Annotated in this window: 16 protein-coding genes and 4 pseudogenes; 9 read left to right on the top strand and 11 right to left on the bottom strand. The window is 58.5% G+C overall.

What is annotated here, in order from left to right; translation table 11 throughout:
- Positions 1-227: 227 nt before the first annotated feature.
- Positions 228-395 carry a hypothetical protein gene (locus tag JJE66_RS38005; protein ID WP_246756203.1) on the top strand — a complete coding sequence of 56 codons (168 nt, stop codon included), beginning with the start codon at positions 228-230 and terminating at the stop codon, positions 393-395.
- Between the two features lie 125 nt (positions 396-520).
- On the top strand, positions 521-727 hold the full coding sequence (locus tag JJE66_RS15050) for a cold-shock protein (protein WP_200515006.1): 207 nt from the start codon (positions 521-523) through the stop codon (positions 725-727).
- A 288-nt stretch (positions 728-1,015) separates the two neighbouring features.
- Here JJE66_RS15050 and JJE66_RS15045 read toward each other — a convergent pair whose 3' ends face one another.
- Both JJE66_RS15045 and JJE66_RS15040 read right to left on the bottom strand, forming a co-directional pair.
- Positions 1,016-2,263 (bottom strand): DUF2235 domain-containing protein, encoded by a 1,248-nt coding sequence (locus JJE66_RS15045; protein WP_200515005.1) that lies wholly within the window; start codon positions 2,261-2,263, stop codon positions 1,016-1,018.
- Positions 2,264-2,277: 14 nt separating this feature from the next.
- On the bottom strand, positions 2,278-3,516 hold the full coding sequence (locus JJE66_RS15040; RefSeq protein WP_200515004.1) for a hypothetical protein: 1,239 nt from the start codon (positions 3,514-3,516) through the stop codon (positions 2,278-2,280).
- 1,016 nt (positions 3,517-4,532) lie between these two features.
- Between JJE66_RS15040 and JJE66_RS15035 the strand changes: the two are divergent.
- The 4 genes and pseudogenes from JJE66_RS15035 to JJE66_RS15020 form a co-directional block, all read left to right on the top strand.
- A pseudogene (locus tag JJE66_RS15035) lies at positions 4,533-4,787 on the top strand (DUF3892 domain-containing protein); the annotation flags it as partial.
- Between the two features lie 181 nt (positions 4,788-4,968).
- The gene (locus JJE66_RS15030; protein WP_200515002.1) at positions 4,969-6,039 is read left to right on the top strand and encodes an MBL fold metallo-hydrolase; all 1,071 of its coding nucleotides are present in this window, start codon (positions 4,969-4,971) and stop codon (positions 6,037-6,039) included.
- 4 nt (positions 6,040-6,043) lie between these two features.
- Entirely contained in the window at positions 6,044-6,820 is a 777-nt protein-coding gene (locus JJE66_RS15025; RefSeq protein WP_246756201.1) for a hypothetical protein, read from the top strand.
- A 41-nt stretch (positions 6,821-6,861) separates the two neighbouring features.
- The gene (locus JJE66_RS15020; RefSeq protein ID WP_200515000.1) at positions 6,862-7,572 is read left to right on the top strand and encodes a toll/interleukin-1 receptor domain-containing protein; all 711 of its coding nucleotides are present in this window, start codon (positions 6,862-6,864) and stop codon (positions 7,570-7,572) included.
- Between the two features lie 433 nt (positions 7,573-8,005).
- Here JJE66_RS15020 and JJE66_RS15015 read toward each other — a convergent pair.
- Positions 8,006-8,575: pseudogene (locus tag JJE66_RS15015) on the bottom strand (ATP-binding protein); the annotation flags it as partial.
- Positions 8,575-9,478: pseudogene (locus JJE66_RS15010) on the bottom strand (Mu transposase domain-containing protein). The pseudogenes JJE66_RS15010 and JJE66_RS15015, both read right to left, overlap by 1 nt.
- Positions 9,479-9,571: 93 nt before the next feature.
- On the opposite strand from JJE66_RS15010, the pseudogene JJE66_RS38870 reads away from it, so the two are divergent.
- Positions 9,572-9,821, top strand: a pseudogene (locus JJE66_RS38870) (hypothetical protein); the annotation flags it as partial.
- On the opposite strand, the gene JJE66_RS15005 reads toward JJE66_RS38870, so the two are convergent.
- Positions 9,733-10,272: a hypothetical protein gene (locus JJE66_RS15005; RefSeq protein ID WP_200514999.1), complete on the bottom strand. Its 540-nt coding sequence runs from the start codon at positions 10,270-10,272 to the stop codon at positions 9,733-9,735. The pseudogene JJE66_RS38870 and the gene JJE66_RS15005 overlap by 89 nt on opposite strands.
- 426 nt (positions 10,273-10,698) lie before the next feature.
- Entirely contained in the window at positions 10,699-10,872 is a 174-nt protein-coding gene (locus JJE66_RS15000) for a hypothetical protein (protein WP_200514998.1), read from the bottom strand.
- A gap of 337 nt (positions 10,873-11,209) precedes the next feature.
- Here JJE66_RS15000 and JJE66_RS14995 point away from each other — a divergent pair, with 337 nt between their 5' ends.
- A complete protein-coding gene (locus JJE66_RS14995; RefSeq protein ID WP_200514997.1) occupies positions 11,210-11,827 on the top strand; it encodes a hypothetical protein in 618 nt (205 codons plus the stop codon).
- 32 nt (positions 11,828-11,859) lie between these two features.
- Here JJE66_RS14995 and JJE66_RS14990 read toward each other — a convergent pair whose 3' ends face one another.
- The gene (locus tag JJE66_RS14990; protein ID WP_200514996.1) at positions 11,860-12,279 is read right to left on the bottom strand and encodes a hypothetical protein; all 420 of its coding nucleotides are present in this window, start codon (positions 12,277-12,279) and stop codon (positions 11,860-11,862) included.
- Positions 12,280-13,918: 1,639 nt separating this feature from the next.
- On the opposite strand from JJE66_RS14990, the gene JJE66_RS14985 reads away from it, so the two are divergent.
- The gene (locus tag JJE66_RS14985) at positions 13,919-14,431 is read left to right on the top strand and encodes a hypothetical protein (RefSeq protein ID WP_200514995.1); all 513 of its coding nucleotides are present in this window, start codon (positions 13,919-13,921) and stop codon (positions 14,429-14,431) included.
- Positions 14,432-14,532: 101 nt separating this feature from the next.
- On the opposite strand, the gene JJE66_RS14980 is transcribed toward JJE66_RS14985, so the two are convergent.
- The 4 genes from JJE66_RS14980 to JJE66_RS38630 are packed head-to-tail and all read right to left on the bottom strand — an operon-like array spanning position 14,533 to position 20,625.
- Positions 14,533-16,050, bottom strand: coding sequence for an alpha/beta fold hydrolase (locus tag JJE66_RS14980; RefSeq protein WP_200514994.1), 1,518 nt, complete (start codon positions 16,048-16,050; stop codon positions 14,533-14,535).
- A gap of 56 nt (positions 16,051-16,106) precedes the next feature.
- Positions 16,107-18,014 (bottom strand): RiPP maturation radical SAM C-methyltransferase, encoded by a 1,908-nt coding sequence (locus JJE66_RS14975; protein ID WP_200514993.1) that lies wholly within the window; start codon positions 18,012-18,014, stop codon positions 16,107-16,109.
- Positions 18,015-18,028: 14 nt separating this feature from the next.
- Positions 18,029-18,571, bottom strand: coding sequence for a hypothetical protein (locus JJE66_RS14970; protein WP_200514992.1), 543 nt, complete (start codon positions 18,569-18,571; stop codon positions 18,029-18,031).
- 32 nt (positions 18,572-18,603) lie between these two features.
- Positions 18,604-20,625: a radical SAM protein gene (locus JJE66_RS38630; protein WP_200514991.1), complete on the bottom strand. Its 2,022-nt coding sequence runs from the start codon at positions 20,623-20,625 to the stop codon at positions 18,604-18,606.
- Positions 20,626-20,699 lie beyond the last annotated feature (74 nt).

The following is a 20,699-nucleotide window of genomic DNA, read 5'->3' as shown; positions in this document are numbered from 1 at the left end:
GTGCATTAGAATTACTTTCCCGGTTTTTTGTTTTGAAGCCAGGCGCAGGTCGGCAGGTGCCACGAATATATGCGGCGTTCGTGTTGCTGCGTTTGGTTGACGAATGTGAGTTTTCAGCTCTCGGTACTTAAGATTCTCGCCGGCCAACGCAGGGCCGAGCCAGTCTTGCTGTCCTGAAGAATTACCTGGCGGTGTTCTACACGAGTGGTCCGGAATGGACGACCCGTATGAAACGATTGGCAGAGCGGGCGCCAGATCTCGATATTTTCAGGCAGAAGCTGGTTGCGCGCGAATCCGGCCATTGGATCATTATGGAAGACGGCCGGGCCTTTCTTGCTTCGGTGGAACAGGCGGCAATACTGGCCCACTTGGAGCGCGAAGGTCGGTCGGCCTAACCCTTCTGCCAAGCGATCGTCACTTTATTGTGCGGCGGCAAGATCGCGTGCGGCAATCGAACATGATCTTGATCCTCCCGGAAAGTATAGATACTTCGCGGTCGTTTTGAACTGGAGATATTGTAGTGTCGACTGGTATCGTAAAGTGGTTCAACGCGACGAAGGGTTACGGTTTTATCAAGCCCGATGATGGAGGATCGGACGTATTCGTGCACATCAGGGCGGTGGAGAAGGCCGGCTACACCGGGCTTGCTGAAGGGGCCCGGATCAGCTTCGAACTCACGACAGGCAGCTCGGGCAAGATGTCCGCAGAGAACCTGCGTGTTGGTTGATCCCGGTACGTCATGCACACCTGCTACATCCGCTAACTTCTCAAGTTGCTCAATCAGCCGATAGATCGGGACGAGTCCGGCAGGAGCGGTTGCGTTGTTGCAAGCCGCCCGGGACGCACTTGGTCGGGATGAGAGGTTCGCGCGTCCTGGCGAGCCTTGCCTGCCGCTGCCTGGCAGCGACCTCGCTCAGAAACTCCGCGATGTCTTTGTGGCTCTTCGGTGTAGAAGGTCTCCAAGCCGACCATCGCATGTAGCCGATTGCCATCCGGAATGGGGGCAGCGGTCCAATCAAATCGAAATGGCACCGCTCCCCGCAGAACTTGGCGCATCCCCGGGGCTGGATGCGGCCGTGTCGTCGCCTCTGCTCGTCGTGGCTTGGTAATACGTTTTTGCTTTGAGATGGTTCTGCAACGCAATAGGTCTGTAGGGTGCGAAGCTCGTGAAATTGCGCACCGATTTCATCGCCAGCCGCTCGTACACGGTGGAATGAAGTTGTGCCGTATCGGGCACCTCCCGAACTGCCCTTGCCCATTTGAATGCCGTGCCGCCCATCCCCACCATGCACTCGTCATGCATCATACCGTCGGCCGACGGATATAGTCTTAGCAGGTCCATGTCGACCATGACGCGGCCTGCATCCGGAATCTTCGCCGTGATGAACTCCACCATCCAGTTGAGCGTAATATCCGAGAGACGGGATTCGTTCTCGGGATAGCTTCCGCCGACGTCGGAATGATTTCCGGCAAACCAGATCTGGTCGAATTGCTCCGGTTCGCCCTGCCTATCCGGCCATTTGACCGTGCCACTCCCTCCCCAGGGTACCCGTTTGAAATCCTTTCGCCCTTCATCGATTGATTGCAGATGACGCGCGTATTGGATGTCTGACGGGAAATGGCGATCATAAGTCCAGTCAGGGAAGAAGCGTTGCCAGCCGATTGCAGCGACGGCATCCCAAATCCCGATGAAGTAGGCGGAAGCCCCTGAGGCTCGCCCGACCTGGGAATGGTACGCATCCCGAAACTGCTCCGCTCTTTTTTCGGCCTGTGCGGCGTCCCTGGGCATGCCAAGCCAATAGATGCAAGAGACCGCCTCCTTGGCGATCTTTCTCAACGATGTCGGAGCGAGGCTGATCGGCTCGCCATTGCGCTCCTTTGTTGGAATGCCGCACAGCTCGAGCACGTGCGCAAGACACCTGGCCGTGTAGGCACCACGGCTGAAACCGAACAGGTAAATGCGGTCTTCCGGCTCCCAGACGCCGATGATCGCAACGTAGCAATCGATTATCTTCTGCGTGATGCCGAACCCAAACATCTGTTGGACCGCCTCTTTTATCCGGTCCCAGCCATTGTCGTGTCGGGGCATCGGCGTGCCAATGCCGGGGACGTAGAGCGCCAGCTGCTTCTTCGGGTCAATGATTGATTCTGGCCCTGTTCTCGTTGCCCGATAAAGCTTGTAGACATTCGTCCGGCTCTCGTCCGGCAGGAGACCGCCCTCGTTACCTGTGCCGTCGGCGAACACCAGGATATTTTTAGCCATCTCGGTCTCCTTTATTACATCACGACAGGGTCGAGCGATGCGTCGGCAACGACTATACCGGTCGCGTCGGTGAAGATTGCCGCGACGTCCCTGGCCTTCTGACGGTACGCGTCGTAGGTACTTTGTCCGATAAGAGGGATCGCTTCCGCCAGGCTCGCCACCTGGCCCTGCTTGGCCGCCACGGCAGCGGCCTTCAGTTTTTGTTCATCGAAACGCAGCCCCGCGATTGCGGCATTCAGATCGGAAATGTTGGTTGGTGTCACCAGCTTGCCGCCGATGTAGACGACTTGGCTAAGTCCTACGATTCCCAGGATGGTGTCTGGGACAACGAAGGTGGAAAGCTGATTCACGCCTGCGGCGATCAAGCCTCCGATCACGACCAGCCCGAAAATGAAGCTCTGATAGCGATATACGTCGAAGACGCCGTCCGTGGAGAAAAAGTCACGCCAGCTTGCGTTTGACGGATCGAGGATCGTCCTGGCCATCGGAAGCCAGCTGCGTCGAAGCAGCCACGCCCGGTTTTCGGGCGACAGCGTGTTGCGCTGGCTATCGGTTCCCTTGGCGATCGTGGCGCCGATGCCGCTGATGCCCAGGAGCGTCAGGATCGATCCGGAGAGATCGACCAGCGTTCCTGTCTGAAGCAACAGCAGCGAGATCAGAGCGGCAACGGCCAGGGAGAAGGCCAGTGTTTGGAACGTCGACAGGCTTCCCTTTCCGTCCGCCCCCGCCGAGACCTGTGCGGGGTTCAACGCGCGCAGGAACGATTCAAAGGTGTGATCCTTCTTGCGGAGCGCGAACGCCATCCAGAGGTAGAGAACCAGCACCCCGACAAGGGCGGCACCAATGCTGAACCAGTAGGGACTGAGGCGGACACTTAGGGACGAGACGCGCCAAGGGGACTGACCGACCGGGCTGTTGCAGGTGTAGAGGTAAAGATTGACCCTGCTCCAGAACCAAGCCAGATCGTCACCCATGTTCAATGTGACGATGGTCTGGTCGGGATCGAGCAGATGCTTCTTCACCAGTGAATCCGAGTCCGTTGCACGGTGCGTGACCACATCCTGTCGCTTGAATAGATAGGTTTCGTCCCCATAATCGATGCCGGCGAAATAACGGACGCCATCGACGAACGGTGCACGCACGCCGACGTCGACGCGCTGGTTCGTTGGCAAAAAATTCGTGGCCAACACGATGGGCGCACCTACCGGATTTCGACCCGATCGCAGCTCTATGATGAACTCATCCGGTTTCACACATTGCTTCTGAGGATCGCTCGGACCGGTCTGAGCGCTCGCAGGAGAGCTAGCGTCCGTCGAGGGAGCCGTGAGCTTTTGAGAAGGGTCCCGTCGCGGCTCAGGAGATGTCGATTGCGGCACGGTCGGGTTCTGGCCGTCAACCTGCGCCGGCCGAATTTGCTGCTGCGCTCTCGGCCCTGAAGATGGAAGCAATGTTATGAGGGCTACGGCCCCCAGAGCAATGATGCAGGATCGAGCCATATGTTTTCACCGCCGTGTAAGCAAGCCAGCGGTCACTTACCAACGGTTGTTTCAACCTCGCAAGCCAACCTGTACCGTTTGCTCGATTTCTCCCCCAGTAAAGCGAGGGCTCGAACGGACAACCGACGCTTCGAGTTTGGTGCAATCGCAGCTTGACCAAATCGCACGTAGGCTGGCGCGCGCCGCAGCGGCCTATGTGGCGCAACCTGGCCCAGGCCAGCCGAAACGGTTAGGGCGGCATGGAATTTAATGCTGCAACTACCCTCGTCATTGCTGCCAATAGGTGTGGGGACCGCACGACGTAGAGTGCCGGCTCGGCATTTGACATCATCCCATGCTCCGGATCAACGTTTCACATTGAACTTTTGATACGGATGCCAGCGGAGACCGGCACGAAGACGCCGAAAAACTGCATCCTGCGCGTGCTACTGGTTCAACGTGAGCAGGTGGGGCGCGGAGTATCGAATCCATTGACAGTGGCTTGCGTGGCACGACCGCCAAGGCGGCAGCGATGTTGAATCATTGCTTTAAGATCTGCTTCCGTTCGAGTTGATCGCACTGGACAGGCGCAAACCGATGAGATCGTCGCCATGACGTCAGGTTCAGGCTACTTTCCATAAAGGATCCCGAAGACTGCTACGCAGGCTTGATAATCCTTGTTGCGATTGAAGTCCGCAAGGCGAGCAGGAGCAGCACTCCAGACCTTCCTGGCAGCACGCGACCCGTCTTGCGCGGTCATTCGCCTTCCAAAATGTCTGAGGAAACGTAAGACAATGGCCGACTACTGCATTGATTGCGTTCACAAACCGAATCGCATGAGCCCACATGAGCACATCACAGATGCGGGTGGGCCCAAGCCCGACGGAGGGAGATGGCAGGACACCGTAGAGAACGTCGTTCGGTTTATCGAGAAGAAGCAGCACAGGTTCGACACGCAGAAGGTCATTCGAGGGCTTGGGTCGCCGTGCGAACGAGCCGACGGGTCGGAAGTTCATCCAGACCATGCAGATCGGATTTGGAACGACAATCTGCTCGCATTGAAAGAGTGTCCGACCTAAATTGACCAGTTTGTCTTCTTCTTCGGCTTAACGTGATTGTCCTGCGTGCCTATCCCCCACGACCATCGGAATACTCGCCCGAGTTTTTTCCGTCTGCGAATATCGGGCTGACGACCGCCCCCTAAGGGGCGGCCGAACGAAGGAGTGTGCCTTGCCTTTCGAGATTGATTTTCTTCGCGCCGGGGACAGCAATGGCGACGCCATCATTGTGAAGTATGGCGAGACCAAGAACGGAAACTTCAGCCTTAATCTGATCGACGGTGGTTTTACAGACACCGGGGATCAGATCATCACCCACATCAAGCAGCACTACGCGGAGAAGGCGAAGATCGCCAATGTCGTGCTATCGCATGCCGACAACGATCACGCGTGTGGCTTGATCAAGGTGCTCGAACATGAGGATTTCACGTTCTTCGACCTCTGGATGAACCGCCCCTGGGACTACGTCGATGATGTGATCGACAGTTTCCATGGCGCGTACACGCGCGAGGGGCTGATCAAGAAGATGCGCGAGATGCACCCCTACCTTGTCGAGATGGAAAAGATCGCGGCCACGCGCGGCATCACCATCAGGGCTCCCCTTCAGGGAGCGCAGATCGGTCCGTTCACTGTGCTTGCCCCGAGCCGCGAGCGTTACACCAAGCTGATTCCCGATCTCGACAAGACACCGCAGTCGTATGCGAGCGAATCCAAGGGACTCCTCGGCTCTCTCTTCAAGGCTGCGGCCGACGTGGCGGGAAAGGTGCTAGAGCGCCTCGATTATGAAACCTTGGGCGAAAACCCACCGGCCACATCTGCATCGAACGAGACCTCGGTGGTCCAGTGGGCTTCCTTCGGCAATGAGCGTGTCCTGTTGACCGCAGACGTGGGGCCTGAAGGCCTGGCTGAGGCGGCCGACTACGCTGAGCAGATCAGCTTGCTGATCCAGCCGACGTTAGCCCAGATCCCTCACCACGGTAGCCGCCGTAACGTAACGCCGTCGGTCCTCAATCGCTGGCTCGGCCCGTACCCGGCCGATAACCAGGGATACGCCGTCGCATCCGTTGGCAAGAACGAGGAAATCTATCCCCGCACCAAGGTCGCCAACGCGTTCACGCGGCGCGGATACGAGGTCACGGCGACACACAAGGGATGGATCAACTTCGTGCGCGGCTACGACCGCCGGGCCGGCGTTACAAACGCGTATGTTATCCCGTTCAAGCCGGATGTGGATGATGAATAGGTTCTTGCCGAAATTCGACAAGTATACGCTTTTCGCGCGCCTGTTTCCGGCGATCATTGCAGCGGCTCCGGCAATTGCGCTCGCTTGGGCGGTTATTGCCGGCAAGGAGATCAAGCTAGTGCAGGCGATCGCCGGCACCGCGCTGACCGTACTGCTGATGGTGTTCGCCGATGTCGCCAGAAGGAGAGGAAAGGCCATAGAGCCGCGCCTAATCGAGCGGATGGGCGGCCTGCCAAGCGTCACGATGCTGCGGCATCGCGACATGACGTTTGACGCAGCGACCAAAGCTAGGATGCATGCGTTCTTGGCCGAAAAGCTGGCCGAGCCAGCGCCAACAGCAGAACAGGAAGCCGCCGTGCCTGAAACCGCGGACGATTTTTACAGGCGAGCCGGCAGTTGGCTGCGCGAGAATACGCGCAGCAAGAAGAAGTTCGACATTCTGTTCAACGAAAACATCACTTATGGCTACCGGCGCAATCTGTTTGCGCTCAAGTGGCCGGCTTTGGTCCTGAACGTCCTGATCGTCATAGGCAGCACCGCCTACCTGTGGCTTCAAGCAGGCCCGCTTGATCTGCTGCCCGTCTTTGTGATCGCCTTCCTGCACGCAGCCTATCTGGCAATTTTCTCAACCCGGTCGGCCGTTGAGGAGGCATCCCGCATCTACGCGCGTCAGCTGCTGCTCAGCACGGAATCGACAGAACTTCGGAAGCCGCCGCTCGCGGCCGCCAAACCGCACACTCGCAAGAAGAAGGCTGAAGAGCCTGGCGCTCTCGCGACTTAGAATCGCGAACCTATCAACCAATTGATGGAGAATGGTGGAATATGGCTAGATGCACAGCACCTGTAGAAGGCCATCGCTCAGCGAGCGCCGCGGCGAACTGCCCTGCATGCCGTGGCAGTTGGGGTCGCCGCGGCTACAGCTACAGTTCGTACTCGTCGCCGTCCTACTCCTCCCCATCCTACTCCTCGCCAGGGAGCAGCGGGGGCGGCCGGAGCAGCGGCGGCGGGTCTGGCAGTCGCGTAAAGCCGAGATGGTCGCGAGCCGGTTCGTCCGTGATGTACACACCTGCTGAGGTACGGGCGCTCACTCCGATCCGCGAGAACGTGGAGAAGCAAGCGTCTCTTGACCTTCGGGACGTCTTTCTTTGCCATGCGTGGGACGACCGGCAGGGAGCCGCCAAGGAACTCCACGATCTACTCCAGGCACGTGGTGTCAAGGTCTGGTTCAGCGAAAAGGACGTTGGTCTCGGCGTGCCGTTGCTCCGCGCCATCGACAGAGGCTTGGCGAACTCGCGGATTGGGATCGTGCTGGTGACCCCTGCGCTGCTGCGCCGCCTCCCAACAGAAGGCATCGCCGACAAAGAGCTTTCGGCACTCCTCGCTGGTGAGCGTCTCGTTCCCGTTGTGCACCAAACAACGTATGAAGCTCTCCGCGAAGTTAGTCCTTTGCTCGCATCGCGAAGCGGCCTGAGCACCGGAGAAGAGCCGATGGCGGATGTCGCAGCCAAGCTCGCCGAACTGGTCGCCCTCTAGCTCCAATAGGGTACCCGGCGCACGTCGCACACTTATTTCAATGGCAAACTCAGTTCCAGGAGCCTTGTCGATGAAGACATCGACGTCTTCAGGCTCCGCTTCATTTCGCGCATAGGAACCGAGGAGATACAGCCCGGCTACGCCGAACGCGCGCAGTTGCGGCTCTACGGCTTTAAGCGACGAAATGACCTCTGCTGTCTGCTTGTCCGTATCTTTATCACAACTAAATGAGGACCGATAAAAGCGAAAGCTGACACGCTCAACGGTCCAATCGTAACACGATTCGAAGATTCTACAGATGGGGAAGCGTAGCACTACCGATAGCCACGCTTAAGCTTCCGCATCCAGTTCAAGACAGCAGCAATACCCGCTAGCCCGCGCGTCGAATGGGTCTCGACATACACCCTGCCGGCGGCCGATGCGCCCCCATTCGCTCGTAGAGGCGGCTGATGAGATGGAAGAGAAGCTGGCCGCCGGACTGGGCAAGGGGCAAATATCTGAGTTCGTCCAGGACGATGAAGTCCATCCGTGTCAGATGCTCGGTGAGCCGTCCCTGCCGTCCGCTGCGGGTCTCGGCCTCGAGCCGGTTGACGAGGTTGACGAGGTTATAAAATCGTCCCCGGGCGCCGCCGCGGATGCAGCTTCTCGCGATGGCGATGGCCAGATGCGTCTTGCCGGTCCCGGTACCGCCGACCAGCACGACGTTGCGCTGCTGGGCGATGAAGCCGCCGCCGGCGAGATCATTGACGAGCGTTCTCGTTGATCGGCGTGCCGTCGAACTGGAAGTCGGCGATATCCTTGGCGAGTGGCAGCTTGGCGATGGTGAGCTGGTATTTGATCGACCGAGCCTGCTTCTCGTTGATCTCGGCGGTGAGCAGATCGCCGACGATACGCTGGGTTCATGCTGGCGTTTGACGGCAGTCGCCATGATCTCGTCGAAAGCGGCCTTCATCCCGTAAAGTTTGAGCTCGCCCATGAGATCAAAGATTTTGGTTCGTTCCATCAGATGGTCCTCCGGAGATTGTCGTAGCGGACACAGTCGGCGATCGGAGGATGGCGGAGCTTCAGTGCGGCCGGCGTCATGCTGTTGGCCGGTGGAGCGGGTTCACGTTGCCGGCCAGGATGTTGAGCACGACATCGGCGAAATGGACGCCGTGACCGAGCGCTTCGGCACTGGCGGCTTCCACCGCGGGCAAACCGTCAGTCAGCACCACGTTGAGGATGTCGACCATCTGCCGATTGCCATCGTCGCTGCTGGCAAGCCTGCGCCGGATCCGCTCGATTGCGGCCGGCAGCACCCAGTCGTAAGGGCGCACCGTTACGCAAGGCACCGGGTTTGCGAGCCTGCACCGGCACATAGTGCCAGGGATCGCAGGTCGTCTCGCCGCGACCGAAGGATCGTGGATGCTCCGCAACGATCCTTCCATCCTGACGGATCACGATGTGGTCGGCATAGGCCTGGACCTCCGGACGCCCGACGGCGCTGGCTGCGACCGAGTACTTGTTGTTGTCGAAGCGCACCAGGCAGGTCTTCGAGACCGGCGCCGCCGAAGCCGTCGAACCCCGGCTCCAGCGTCACGCGTAGCGACGAATCGCGTCATAGCCGCCGGTATAACCCAAGCCGCGAAGCTCTTCGAACAGCCGGCAGCCGTTCCCGTGCTGCCTTGCTCTCGTTTGCTGCAAGCAACCGGTCAAGCTCGGAACTCCACGGCCCCATCTTCGGGAGCGGTTGCGTCCCGCGTTCGTACCGGAACTCCGTTGCTTGAGAACGTATGACCGTGCGGACCACCTTCCGCGACACGCTAAGTTCTCGGCAGATCGCCTTGATTGGACGACCATCCACAAAATAGGCGCGACGGATGTTGTCAATCGTCTCCACCACCAGCGTCCCAACCTCGGCTTCCATGACTCAATGGAAGCCACTGTGGACCCTTGCCCCGGGTCCCGGATTGGATGCCGATCACCCCGAAACTGGCTCCTTATTCCATGCCGAAACACATTCCTCACGACGGAGCCTGACGCGGAGGTTCGGCCATCCATCCCAAGGCATGCCGGTAATCCTGACGACGGCGGACGAGTCCTGGATGACGGCCCCTGCGGACGACCCTAAAGTTGCAAAGGCCGCTTCCAATAGAATCCTCCGGGTCGTCGCCCGCGGTGTCAAGGAAGCCGGCAGGGCCGATATGCGGAAATCGCGCTTCCCTTCCCCATCTTCCGGTGAATCGAGTGGAGAACCACCTGCGGGCTAAATTCGGGAATTTGCGAGTTCAGCAACACGCACACCGAGAATGAGTTCTTCCGTGGATTGCGCGCACGATAATCCCGAAATTGCGAGTTTGCTTTGCGCAGAACTGTCGAAATGGTCTCCGACAGCTTGTTGGAGAGCGCTGCCCTGATCTCCTGTGCATTGCTTAGCCTTTCGAGGTCTCTGTCGATCGACCGACTCCCATAAAACACGGGCGCTTCCGCCTGATCGACTTTGGACTGATAGACTTCATTCAGCCGGTCGGTCTGCTCTGCCTCAAGATGCTTCATTTCAAGCAAAATGAGATCGCGGAAACAGGCAAAATCCGGAAACTTGCCGAGTCTCGCTTCGGCATCCTTGTAATCGTCGAGCGAACGGCCGCGAAGGACCTTAAGGACAAACTGCGTGAAGGCCGTCTGCAAGTCAGGAGGTCCACCGTGCCGCTCGGCGTGCATTATGCTTTCCTCGTCTCGTTGACGCTAGAAAGCTTCTCACCAGACCCGATTCCCATCAATACGACTCGGCAAAATTCGGGTACTCATTGACGAAACGGGGTGCGCCGATTCGGCAGGTGGAAAATGACCTCATCGAAATTCAGAGCGGAAGTTAAGGAACGAGAGGCTGGCGAGCCCTGCTTTGTCGTGCTCAACACGGATCAATCTATCGGCCTTGATTCCAAACAGATCGTTTTTGATCTTCCTACAGGTACGGGCCTTGCGGAAGCTCGCCAGCTCGCAACTGCTTTGAGCGGCCTAACCGTTTCCGTCCGGTAACTCGGATAACCTACCCGAGTCCGAGTAAGGCCTCGATGCGTACGATTCAGAGAAGCACCGCCCAAACTGTGATCGTTTCAGCCCTTCTCGGGTGAATCGCGCACTTGCCTAGGAGTTCAAGAGATTCTTGAATTCCACGTAGATGACGGCGGCAATAATCAGCACCGCAGCCTGGGTGAAGTGATCGCCAAACAGCGGAAGGCGCCACCCCTGAGGCAGGACCTTCTCGAGCAAAAGCAGCACAAGCTCCATGGCCAAAGCCAACCGCAACGCAAAGGGCATCACCGCGCTCCATAGACGAACCTAAGATGGTTCGTTCTGGACGACTGCATGCCGCTCGAAAATTGGTTTGATGTTGTGTGCTGCGGTAGTCATCTCATCGCAGCCGCTGCTCGCCGCCAACAGCTTCTGCCGGCAACCGCACATGCGGTCAATTTCACATCAGGCGTAGTCGGCGGAGGAGCCGCCTCGGCAGCGTCAACCCCGGTCGAATACCCTTATCTATATTCAGCCACAGATTGCCACTAGTAACCACTTGTCACTGGGGGGTGACTATGATAACAGGTGAGGTTTCCTTCTTTCAGGCAATTTCCACACAAGAAGCGTTGCGGGGGTCGAAGTGCCGGACTGGGCTGATGTTTACGAGCCAGATCTAGATGCTCGCCTGGATCTTCAACCAAACGCGCTATTCTTTATTCCGACGGGTCGGACGGTGCTCAATGGCGAGAGCGTCGCAAGTCTTTCTACCCACTCCGGCACCTTGAAGCGGGCGAACCACACCGGCCTGGCGGGAAAAGCCGCCATCAAGAAGGTCTGGAATTGCGAACCCGTCGTTTATGCCTCGGCGCTGGGATTTATCGCCTTAGCGAACAACCTCACGCAGGCAGCAACCTTTTCGAGCGCTGACATCGTGGCGTGCATCTTCAAAATTCCTACGCTTAAGGCGGCCGCAACCGCCAAAAACCTACCGACAGCAACCGCTATCGCGACGGCATCCGGCGTTCCTGAAAGGATCGTAACCTCTGCGCTTGAGGGTTACCGCGTGAGCTTCAATCACGCGGAAGCATTGTTCAAAGTCTGTGCCGATTCGGCCACCAGATTGGACAATTTCTTGGTTACGCAAGCGCGAAATGATAGCCGCACCAGCGTCAAACAGGACGCAAGCGGGTATGTTTATCGACGCACCGACCTGACGCCATCGGCGCCGCCCACAGGGCACCATTGGGCGATACAATAGTTGGAAAAGCCGGCTTTCGCTGGCTCATCCGCTTACGTTGTAAGGTCATATACGCTTCCGCCAATCTCCGCTGCCCGAGGTATCCGGCGAACGGACGTACCGAAGAGATAGAGATCGCCGCGCACAACTAATCGTTCCGGCAATTCCGTAAGATTCGAGCACAGTTCCAGATCCAAGTCCCCGCCGACGACGATATCTTCGGCGAGCCTCTGCAATGACGTGCATCCCTCTAACTCGACGACGCCACCAACCCGAAGATGCGATGGCAAGGCGCGAATCCGAGTCCCTCGCAATAGCAGCCGGCCCTCGATGGTGAGCGCTGGTGGCAAGTCGGTGAGTGCAGACACGCCCTCGGCGTTCAGATCGCCCTCGATGACGGCGTTGAGAAGGAACGGGAGCGTTCCGTTGGATACACGAAGTGAAAGGTTCAGGACACCAGATGATTCGGGCATTCGATCGTCCTCCTTGCCTCCACCCATCGCCGGAAGGCTATGGCGAGGCGGGTCTGAAGAGACGCGTTCCTTCGACTACTATGCAACCAAAACGCCAAGCAACGAAGTGACCTGCTGCACAATTGCGCAGCTGATCGGTGCCTGATTCGTTTTAACAATTTCTCTTTGCCGCACTGAGGCACTCCCCCGCCTTTTCCACTGATTTGAGTTTGGGAGCAGGGGCGATGGCAGCAGCCGTGCCGCAAAGCTGAGTGGTCGGCATTCCTGTCCTTGAACGCGGGGCGCGTCGGGAAGCCTGTGATCTCGTTTTCCCGCTCTCAAGGACGTTGGGGGCATATCACGGCGGTACCTTCGATCTCGCTCTCGCAGTCGGTGGTGACCTGACAACCTTCAAGTCGCCCGTTGGTCCCAACGTGGAGATACAAGGTCTCCCAACCATTGCCCCTTGCAATCGTGACTGTCGCAACGAACCGCTCAACGCGACGCACGCGACGGGCTAGCTAGGCCCAAACTAACTTGCGACATACTGAATTGCCCCCGCAACCCCGGCGAGCACAAAGAATGTCGTATTCGCTGACGTAGTCAAGTCTGCTTATCGGGCACTCTGCCTTTCTCTCGAATGAGACGAGGCTCAGAGCGGATCTCCAAGTCATGCAAATGAACTCGGTCGCCTTGATCAGGGAGCCGCACCGAACCCTCAGTGCCGACGTCGATAGTACGAGTGAACGTACGAACCTCGCCTCGCATGTCCGCTGACGTAATGGCCGTTGCGATAATAGCCATTGACGTACGCCCCGCGCCGACAGTGGCCTCGTAAATGCGTCGCTTCGGCCGTTCACCCGATTGTTCGCTGCCAAAATGCCGGGTTGGGGGGCGTCGCGTCTCGTGCGGGGGTGCCTGTGGCTTTGCGCGGGGGATCGTGACCGGAGGCCGGGACTTTTCGGCCCGGCGCGCTTGCGCGTAGAGTCCGGTTGGCCTTGCCAACGCGCCGAACGAGCTGTGCAAGGGTCGGCTTAGGCCACCGGCATGTTGCCGCGGGCGTCGCGCACCATCTCCGACGGGCACTTGACAGCCGTGGGCGTGAAGCGTCGTTTCCTTGATAGGCCGGGCCCTGCCAGCTGCGCGAGGAATTTGTTCTTCGCCCAGGCGTCCAAGGCCCAGGGGACGTGAAGCACTTGTAGATGAGAATGCAATACGGGTTCTTCTCAATGGCGTAAGACGAGATGAGCTTTACCGCATCGAGTTGCTTGCGTGACGGGCCCTGATTGTCGCATCGCTCCAGCCTTACGACGCATGCCCGGCGGCGGAGGAAAGGGAGCCCGTGCTCCTTCCATGTGCCGTCGGCGAAGACGGTCATCGTGGGCTTCTGGAAGTCCTCGTCGTGATACAAGAAGGTGATCGATGTGGGCATGGGCCGCCTCCGCGGGGATTCTAGCGGGCGGCTTGCACAAGTGAAGCCTCAAAAATCGACGTCCTCGAAGAGGCGTAAGCGGCCTGATGTCCTCGCGCGGGCTTGGTTAGCGCGGGACGCAGACCTGCATGCGGCCTCTGACCGGGTTGTAGCGGTGAGCTGGAGCAGGCTCAGCTTGGAGGAGGTGGGAATTGAGCCGGTTCGTGCCTTCTGCTTCGGATTGCATTCATGCAAGGTCGGCGTACGCTCGCGGCTTCCGCCACCGCAGGAGATGTGAGATGTGAGATGTGCAACGGTCCCCAGGAAAACAAGCCGGACTATAAGCTCGCTCTTGAGCTTGCGAGATATGAACTCGATTACCGACGCAAGAAGCAGTGGGACATCTTTTCGTGGTCGGTCACCATTCTCGTGTCGGTAATCGGCGGCATGATTGTGCTCACCGCCAAGGAGAAATTGAGTCCCAACCTGGCGTCAAGTGGCGCCATGGCGTCTGCGCTACTGTGCCTTGTTGTCTATGCCGCTTTCTGGATTTGGGAGAACATCAAGGCGGAAGAACACGCCGATACACAGATCAAGGACATTCTCAAAATCAACAGCTTGCCCGAGAACCTCCTCAAAAAATCGACGGCATTCGCGTTGGGCTATGTGCCCATCGTCCTGGCGATGGGAGTGGCGGCGATCGCCGCGGTCCTCCTCGTCAACATGTTCCCGTTCTGGTTTGCCATCGTCAAAGCCGGCTGAGAGGGTTGCTGCCCGTATCGATTGCCGCGCGGGCGTGTCTTAGCGCGAGACGCAGACCTGCATGCGGCCGGTGACGGGGTTGATGCCAATTTGACGGATGCCTACTGTGCCGCACGTTCTTGAAGCTGATCGCGAAGCCAGTGCGCTACACCAGCAATGAACCGACCACCCTCACGGCTTAAGGATTCAGGGCTGCGACCTCCGAATCCGAAGAAGTGGTCCAAGCCCTTCGCCAGCCGAAGCTCTGCTGGACCTGTTGCGGCGTCGAACAATGGGATGGCGTCCCTCGCTGCGGATACTTGTGGATCGGCTTGTCCCTGGGCGATCAGGAGTGGACAATGAACCGTCGAGATCATCCGCTTAGGAACCAGCCTGAGCACGTCGGGCTGAAGCAAACTATCAAGATTAGACGCCAGCAATTCAGCCTGGCTCCGCTGCCTTCTCGGATCGCGCAACTTGCGTAGCCACTCAGCCAGCGCCTGCCGCTGTTGGGCAAGAACCTCTTGACGATCAGCGAAGCGTGACCGGGAAGACTTGCTCATCTGCTCCGACACGATCCTACCCAGGCCGCGCGCGGGACAGGCCAACAGCGCGGCAGCCCTTACGTGTCCCCACGTAGGACCGGAAAGCAGACTGAGGGCGGCAATCGCGCCTAGGCTGTGCCCGATAACGCCGATGGGTATGGAGCCGAATTCGTTCGCTTCTTGAAGCCACGTCATTGCGCTACGGGCATCGGCAACACGTGTTTGAAAAGGATCAGTGTCAATCCGTCCAAAGCCGCTCCGCCCGGTACCTCGGGTATCCAGCGATACCAGCGCAATTCCGGCTGCACTGACAATGCTACCCATCAGTTTCTGTTGACCGGTGTCGAAAATCTCGGACTGACCATGCCGGTCAAGTGCGCCGGATCCCTGCAAGAAAAGGCAGACCGCCGAAATACCCGCGTCTCCGGCAGGCTTTAGGATCTGCGCGCCGAGTCTAGTGTCGTCACCGTCGATGATGACTTCCTCCCGCTGGACGCCTGTTAAATCGGGAAGGACGTGTTCTCGGGGTGCCCGCAAAGCAGGAAGCGGGACCGCGTGAAGCGAAGGGGCGGTCTCTTCGAACAGCCGACCGCCGCCCTCGAAACGCATTTCGGAGAGCTGATTATCCGCTCCGATCCGCAATGCGAACTTCAATGAGCAGGAGTACCAACCGTCCGGCTCGGGGATGACCGTGAATTCTTCCAGCTTCAGCGTATCCGGGTCGAGCGCCTTGAGCGTGGTCGGCACGTTCGGCTTTGTGGCAGCAAGGTAGATGGCCAATTGCTCGGCCAGATCCCTCTGAAAGACCAGGTCCGGCGCCGCCTCCAGGGCGATATTATGTATCGAGTCGTCGCTGAGCGTGGCTTCGATCTGCCCTCCGGCGATCTTCAGATGCCGGACCCCTCTCGCCCCCCTGAAGATGGCGTAGCTCAGCGGACGCCATTGCGCATCCAATTCGAGGAGACTTGCACCTGTTTCTGCCGCAGCACCGCCGAATTGTTCCCAGTGCTTCGTCCAGTGAAATTCGAAGGCGCGAACATCACCGCTGGCCGAGACGCAGCGCACCGACTGTTCGATGAACCGTTTGCCAGCCACCGTAATGGCCGAACCGTGGATGATTGTCGAAAGCTTCGACGGGGACGGAGAGCCGATTAGCTTGTCTCCAACAGAGGTTGCTGACGATGAGCGCCAAATGAAGGATAGGAAACGTCGCCCGCAGGAGGCTGCGGCACGGACTCCTTCATCACCGCAAGCCCAAGATAGAGGTCCTCTTCGCGCAGGACCAGCCCCGCTTCTTCAAATTCCCCCAAGATGGCTGCAATTTGATCTGCTGGAATGGGAAGAATTTCTGCCAGCCTGGCGAGGGATACAACTTCATCGACTGCGAGGTAGACACCCCGGTGATCGCCTTCCAGCATAATATGCTGGGGAAGACGGTTAGGACGCGTGTCCAGGATGGTGAGGAAGCTCGGCCCGTTGAACGCGATCAAGTCACCCTTTCCGAAGTTGTTCCGCCACCGCTGACTGTACGACCACGCCCGGTTGATGGCCTGCTCGGTATCTTCCGACAACACGCTGCTGTACGTGAAGAAGTAAGCAAGGTTGTGCGTGTCGCTGCCTGCGGCTGGATAGCAGAGTTCATAGGCGGGGTAGGGCTTCACATCGGTAAGATTGAACTCCTGTGGGGAAACGTGCATCGGGCTGAACCTATCGAGGCGGAACGCCGCATAGGAGGCAGGAGGCGTAAGGTGGGGTATCAGCTTCATCGTTTCGATCATCTGATCGTGAAACGCGGCCTTCTCCCCCGGAAAACCACAGATCATGTTCCAGGTCAGGGTGAAGTCCATCGCCTTCGCCCACTTCAGGAGCTGCACGTTTTGAATGCCCCGGACTCCTTTGCGCATCAGACGCAGGATGGGCGTGCTGAGGCTTTCGATTCCCGGTTGAAACCATGTGGTCCCGAGCGCCCTTAGGGTTGCGAGTTGCTCCTTCTTCAGGTTCGCCTTCATCTCGTAGAACAGCTGGAGAGCTGATCCGTCGCGGGTCAGGTCGGGGATGAGTGTCTTGAAGTAGCCCATATCGACGATGTTGTCGGTGCAGAAGAACGAGTCGATGCCGTGAGAGGCCCGCAGGTGGCGAATTTCCTTCGCGGCCCGCTCGGGGGATTTGCTGCGAAACCGCATTGAATTGCCATTAAGCCCGCAGAAAGTGCAGTGGTGTTTCTGGCCCCACCAGCAGCCCCGCGAGGTTTCCACGGTGAGCTCCGGCGCCATGAAAAGCTTGACGGTGCTCCCCCAGAAGGAAGAGACAAAATCCGAGTGGTCGGGGTAGGGCGACGCATTCAGGTCGGTCACGAGTGGCGTAGCTTTTTGCGCCGGTACAACAACGCCATCCTTGTCCCGGTAACTAACGCCTTCGATGTCCTGGTATCCGGACCCTCCCGACCAAGCCTGAATAATCTGGAGGATGGCCTGATCAGCTTCGCCAGAGACCGCCAGGTCGAGGGCCGGCGCTTGCCTTAGCAGGGTTGCGCCCATCGGCCCTTCGCAGTTGGCGCCGCCGATCATGGTCAGAATCTCAGGCCGCCGCACCTTGATTTCGCGAGCCAGAGCAATGGAAGCCAAGGTCTGCTGAAACGTCGAAGAGAAGCCAACGATGTCGTAGCTGTTGGCGCAGATTTCGTCGGCGAGCTGCGTAATGTAGTCTCCCGCAATCGAGCGGGCGTATTGGACCTGTCCAATAAACGCCGGCTTGAACGGAATGCCAACACGGTTCCGGCAGTAAGTCTCGAAATCGATGTCAGGCCTGGCCAGGTCCGGCCAAGCCGATTTGGAGAAAATCCACTCGCCTACAAGGTCATGGGAGGGGGAGAACTGCGCCACTTCCTGGTATAGCGGGAAGCCTATCCTGTCCAGGAAACGATGAACACCATAGACCACGTCACAAGGGATGCCGTTTTCCTGCAGAACAGCCTTAAGCAGACTGACGCCGAGCGCCGGCCGTTCCGCTGGAAGGAAAGGCATGACGCAAAGGAGAACGCGAGGCGGTACCCGGCGCATTGTCGCCCCCCGCGCTAGCGCATGCGCGACTCTATCGACCGGATCCTGTTTTCGAGATCTTCGGTCATCTTCAGGCGAGCTTCCAGCGCCGTTAGGCGCGCGTTGAGAACACCGTTCTCAGCTTCAAGCTGGCGCAGTCGTCCCGGCGCCTCCATGACACCGATCGCGGTGGCTGCCGCGGCAACGATCGCGACGGCCACGGCTTCCGCCTCAATCGCAACGTGGAAGTCGGACACGGCCCAACCGGCGACCTCATCGATGGAAACGCCGGCCACCTGCCGGTAGCGGTCCACGATATGGTTGCGAAGTGCGTCAACGTCGCCGGTGAGATAGAGATCGGTGATCTTCGGGTCGGCGAAGATTTCAATGAGTGCGCGCTCTTGAGGCCCGAGCTGCACTTTTCCGTTGGTCTTCAGGCCGATCCGGGCGAGGGCTTCGCTGGGATTTTCTAGAAAAGACCTGCGAAACTCCGGATCACTGGCTAGCTTTGCAGAAAAGTCCTTAATGTTTTGGTTCGACGACGGATTCATCAATCTGGTGAGTTCGACGTTGGCCATGCCTTCCTCCTGGGGTGAATCAACGAGCGTGTTTAAGTCTGACGGACGTCCATTTCCTCGATGAGAGCTTGTCGAACGAGTAAATCGTTACGTTTGGTATGACCTTGGGTGCGTATGGCCTGCCGGACTTTTGGATCCTGGTACAAGGCGCGACAGGCGTCGCAAGGGTGCGCGAAGCGGTCTTCCCATTCGATGGAGGGGTCGACGGTGGCACTCCACGAAAGAATTCGCTCAGGTCCTTCAAGTGAAAGCCAGAGCTTCATGAGATCTTTGGAAGCGTCGCCCACGAGACCGGCCATGGTCTGCCGATCCAGTCCGCCAAGCCTCAATTCCGGAATCTGCTCGCGTGTTAGCCCGCAGCATGCGCCAACCTCATGGCGAGGGGTCAACACAATGGTGTCGAGCACACTGTCGCACGGCTTCCGGGCGTACATCGAGCGACGGTTCGTGACACGCTCAGGATCCTGTGCAACCGCCGCCGCATCTTGCATCGAAATCCAGGGAGACTCGATGATCTTGAACATCTGCGAACTCTTGATCGCTGCTACCCGCGGGTCGTCCAGGAAACTTCGGGCCGAGGCGGCTCGACCTTCGCGGATTTCCACGACCACGACGGTGCGCAGTCCAAGCCCAATCGCAGCTATCGCAGCGTTCACGATCCTATCGGCCGGAACATACCGGAGATGCATATCTCCGGTACTGAGATTAAGTTCGTCCAGTCCCGCGTTTAACAAAGGTCGTAATCGCTGCTTGGCCAGCTCAACCGTGCGGGCCCAGTAGCCGTTTGTTACGCATCGGGTGCCAAGGCCACGCTCGGTGCAGCGCGCGACTGCAATGATAAGTTCCTCCTCAAGGGTGAAGCATTCACCGCCTGAGAAGACTACACTGCGCAAACTTGGTATTTTCGACGCTTCTTCGATCGCATCGAGAATCTTTCCTAGCGACAGCTTCTCCGAAACGCCTGGATGTGACCCGAAACAGCAGTTCGTGCATGCTGCCGTACAGTGATAGGTGCCAAGAATGGTCAGGGTGCTTGGCGCAGCACTGGGGGCTTTATCCAACTTAGAACAATCGAACGCTGCTGGCCCCTCATCAACTGTGGGCAGGAGACGGGTATGGGCATGGTCAAAAAAAGCGGTCAGCAGTTCGTTCAGTTTCCGCCCAGCCTCGCGACCCCGAAGCGGGGTGCCGCCGAGACGTAAATAATGCGGCGCAGGAACACTCGCCGCCGGATTGCGACGCATCAGCTGTGCGATGCCTGGCGGCAGAGCGATTTCCGATACGCTGACTTGCGATGCCACCACGGCGTCCAGGGTCTGCCGCCAGGGTTCTTGCGCAGCCGCAAGCAGATCGAGAACCTGCCGGATCTCGGGTACATCTAAAGCATCGAACGATCGAAGCACTGCGCCGCGAACATCGCACTCCTGCGGGAGGCCGATCAGGTGAGCCATCACGGGATTTGACAGAATGGCGATAAACGTCGCCGCGAGGCGGGTCCGGTTTGCGACAAGTCGCCAATAGGCCGCAAGCGTGTCGGGCCCATCGGTAGGAAAACCAAGTTTCGCCAGCCGAAGCGCAAAGTGGAGCGCAATGGTCTCCGCATGCGGGTTGACTTCCAGCGAGCTGCCCATTGCCTCCAAGACGAGAGGATTCCTTGATAGCAAAGCGAGCAATCGAGTAACTGGCCCGATGTCTTCCGTGTCCGCTAGGGCATGGCCTTCGGGAAGAGGCAAAAGCAGGAAATCTCGTGATGTCGTCTGAAGCTGAAAGGTGACATTTTCGACGCGACCGGACGACAATCGCACGCTTGCGGAAGCGTCTTCAAATCCTGCCGCAGAAACGTTTATGGTCCAGTCTCCCTGCTCAAGGCGGAGCCTGTAAACACGGCGGCTCTTGAGATACTGGAACTCACTGGTTAGGCGTCCGCTTTCATGCTGCCCGGAGATGAAGACATTGGCGAGCACCGGCCGGCCATGGCGGTCCACAACTGTAAGAAAAATAGTGGCCGCGTCGGTAAATGATGACTCGGCTGAAATTAAGTGAGCGGAATGCACGCTACTTCACCGTGTCTGTAATGGACCACATAGTACCTAAGTACAAAACAACTTCAAGCTGAGAATTGCGGCGG

The sequence above is a fragment of the Bradyrhizobium diazoefficiens genome, from assembly GCF_016612535.1.
In the GTDB taxonomy this organism is placed as follows: domain Bacteria; phylum Pseudomonadota; class Alphaproteobacteria; order Rhizobiales; family Xanthobacteraceae; genus Bradyrhizobium; species Bradyrhizobium diazoefficiens_C.
Note: the sequence above shows the minus strand (reverse complement) of the source record. Positions and strands in the feature narration are given on the sequence as shown.

Excerpts from the sequence above, each read along its gene's own strand:
- JJE66_RS38005 (WP_246756203.1), top strand. The coding sequence starts at position 228 with ATGAAACGATTGGCAGAGCGGGCGCCAGATCTCGATATTTTCAGGCAG.
- JJE66_RS15045 (WP_200515005.1), bottom strand. The coding sequence starts at position 2,263 with ATGGCTAAAAATATCCTGGTGTTCGCCGACGGCACAGGTAACGAGGGC.
- JJE66_RS15020 (WP_200515000.1), top strand. The coding sequence starts at position 6,862 with ATGGCTAGATGCACAGCACCTGTAGAAGGCCATCGCTCAGCGAGCGCC.
- JJE66_RS15005 (WP_200514999.1), bottom strand. The coding sequence starts at position 10,272 with ATGCACGCCGAGCGGCACGGTGGACCTCCTGACTTGCAGACGGCCTTC.
- JJE66_RS15000 (WP_200514998.1), bottom strand. The coding sequence starts at position 10,872 with ATGCCCTTTGCGTTGCGGTTGGCTTTGGCCATGGAGCTTGTGCTGCTT.
- JJE66_RS14990 (WP_200514996.1), bottom strand. The coding sequence starts at position 12,279 with ATGCCCGAATCATCTGGTGTCCTGAACCTTTCACTTCGTGTATCCAAC.
- JJE66_RS14985 (WP_200514995.1), top strand. The coding sequence starts at position 13,919 with ATGCAAGGTCGGCGTACGCTCGCGGCTTCCGCCACCGCAGGAGATGTG.
- JJE66_RS14975 (WP_200514993.1), bottom strand. The coding sequence starts at position 18,014 with ATGCGCCGGGTACCGCCTCGCGTTCTCCTTTGCGTCATGCCTTTCCTT.
- JJE66_RS14970 (WP_200514992.1), bottom strand. The coding sequence starts at position 18,571 with ATGGCCAACGTCGAACTCACCAGATTGATGAATCCGTCGTCGAACCAA.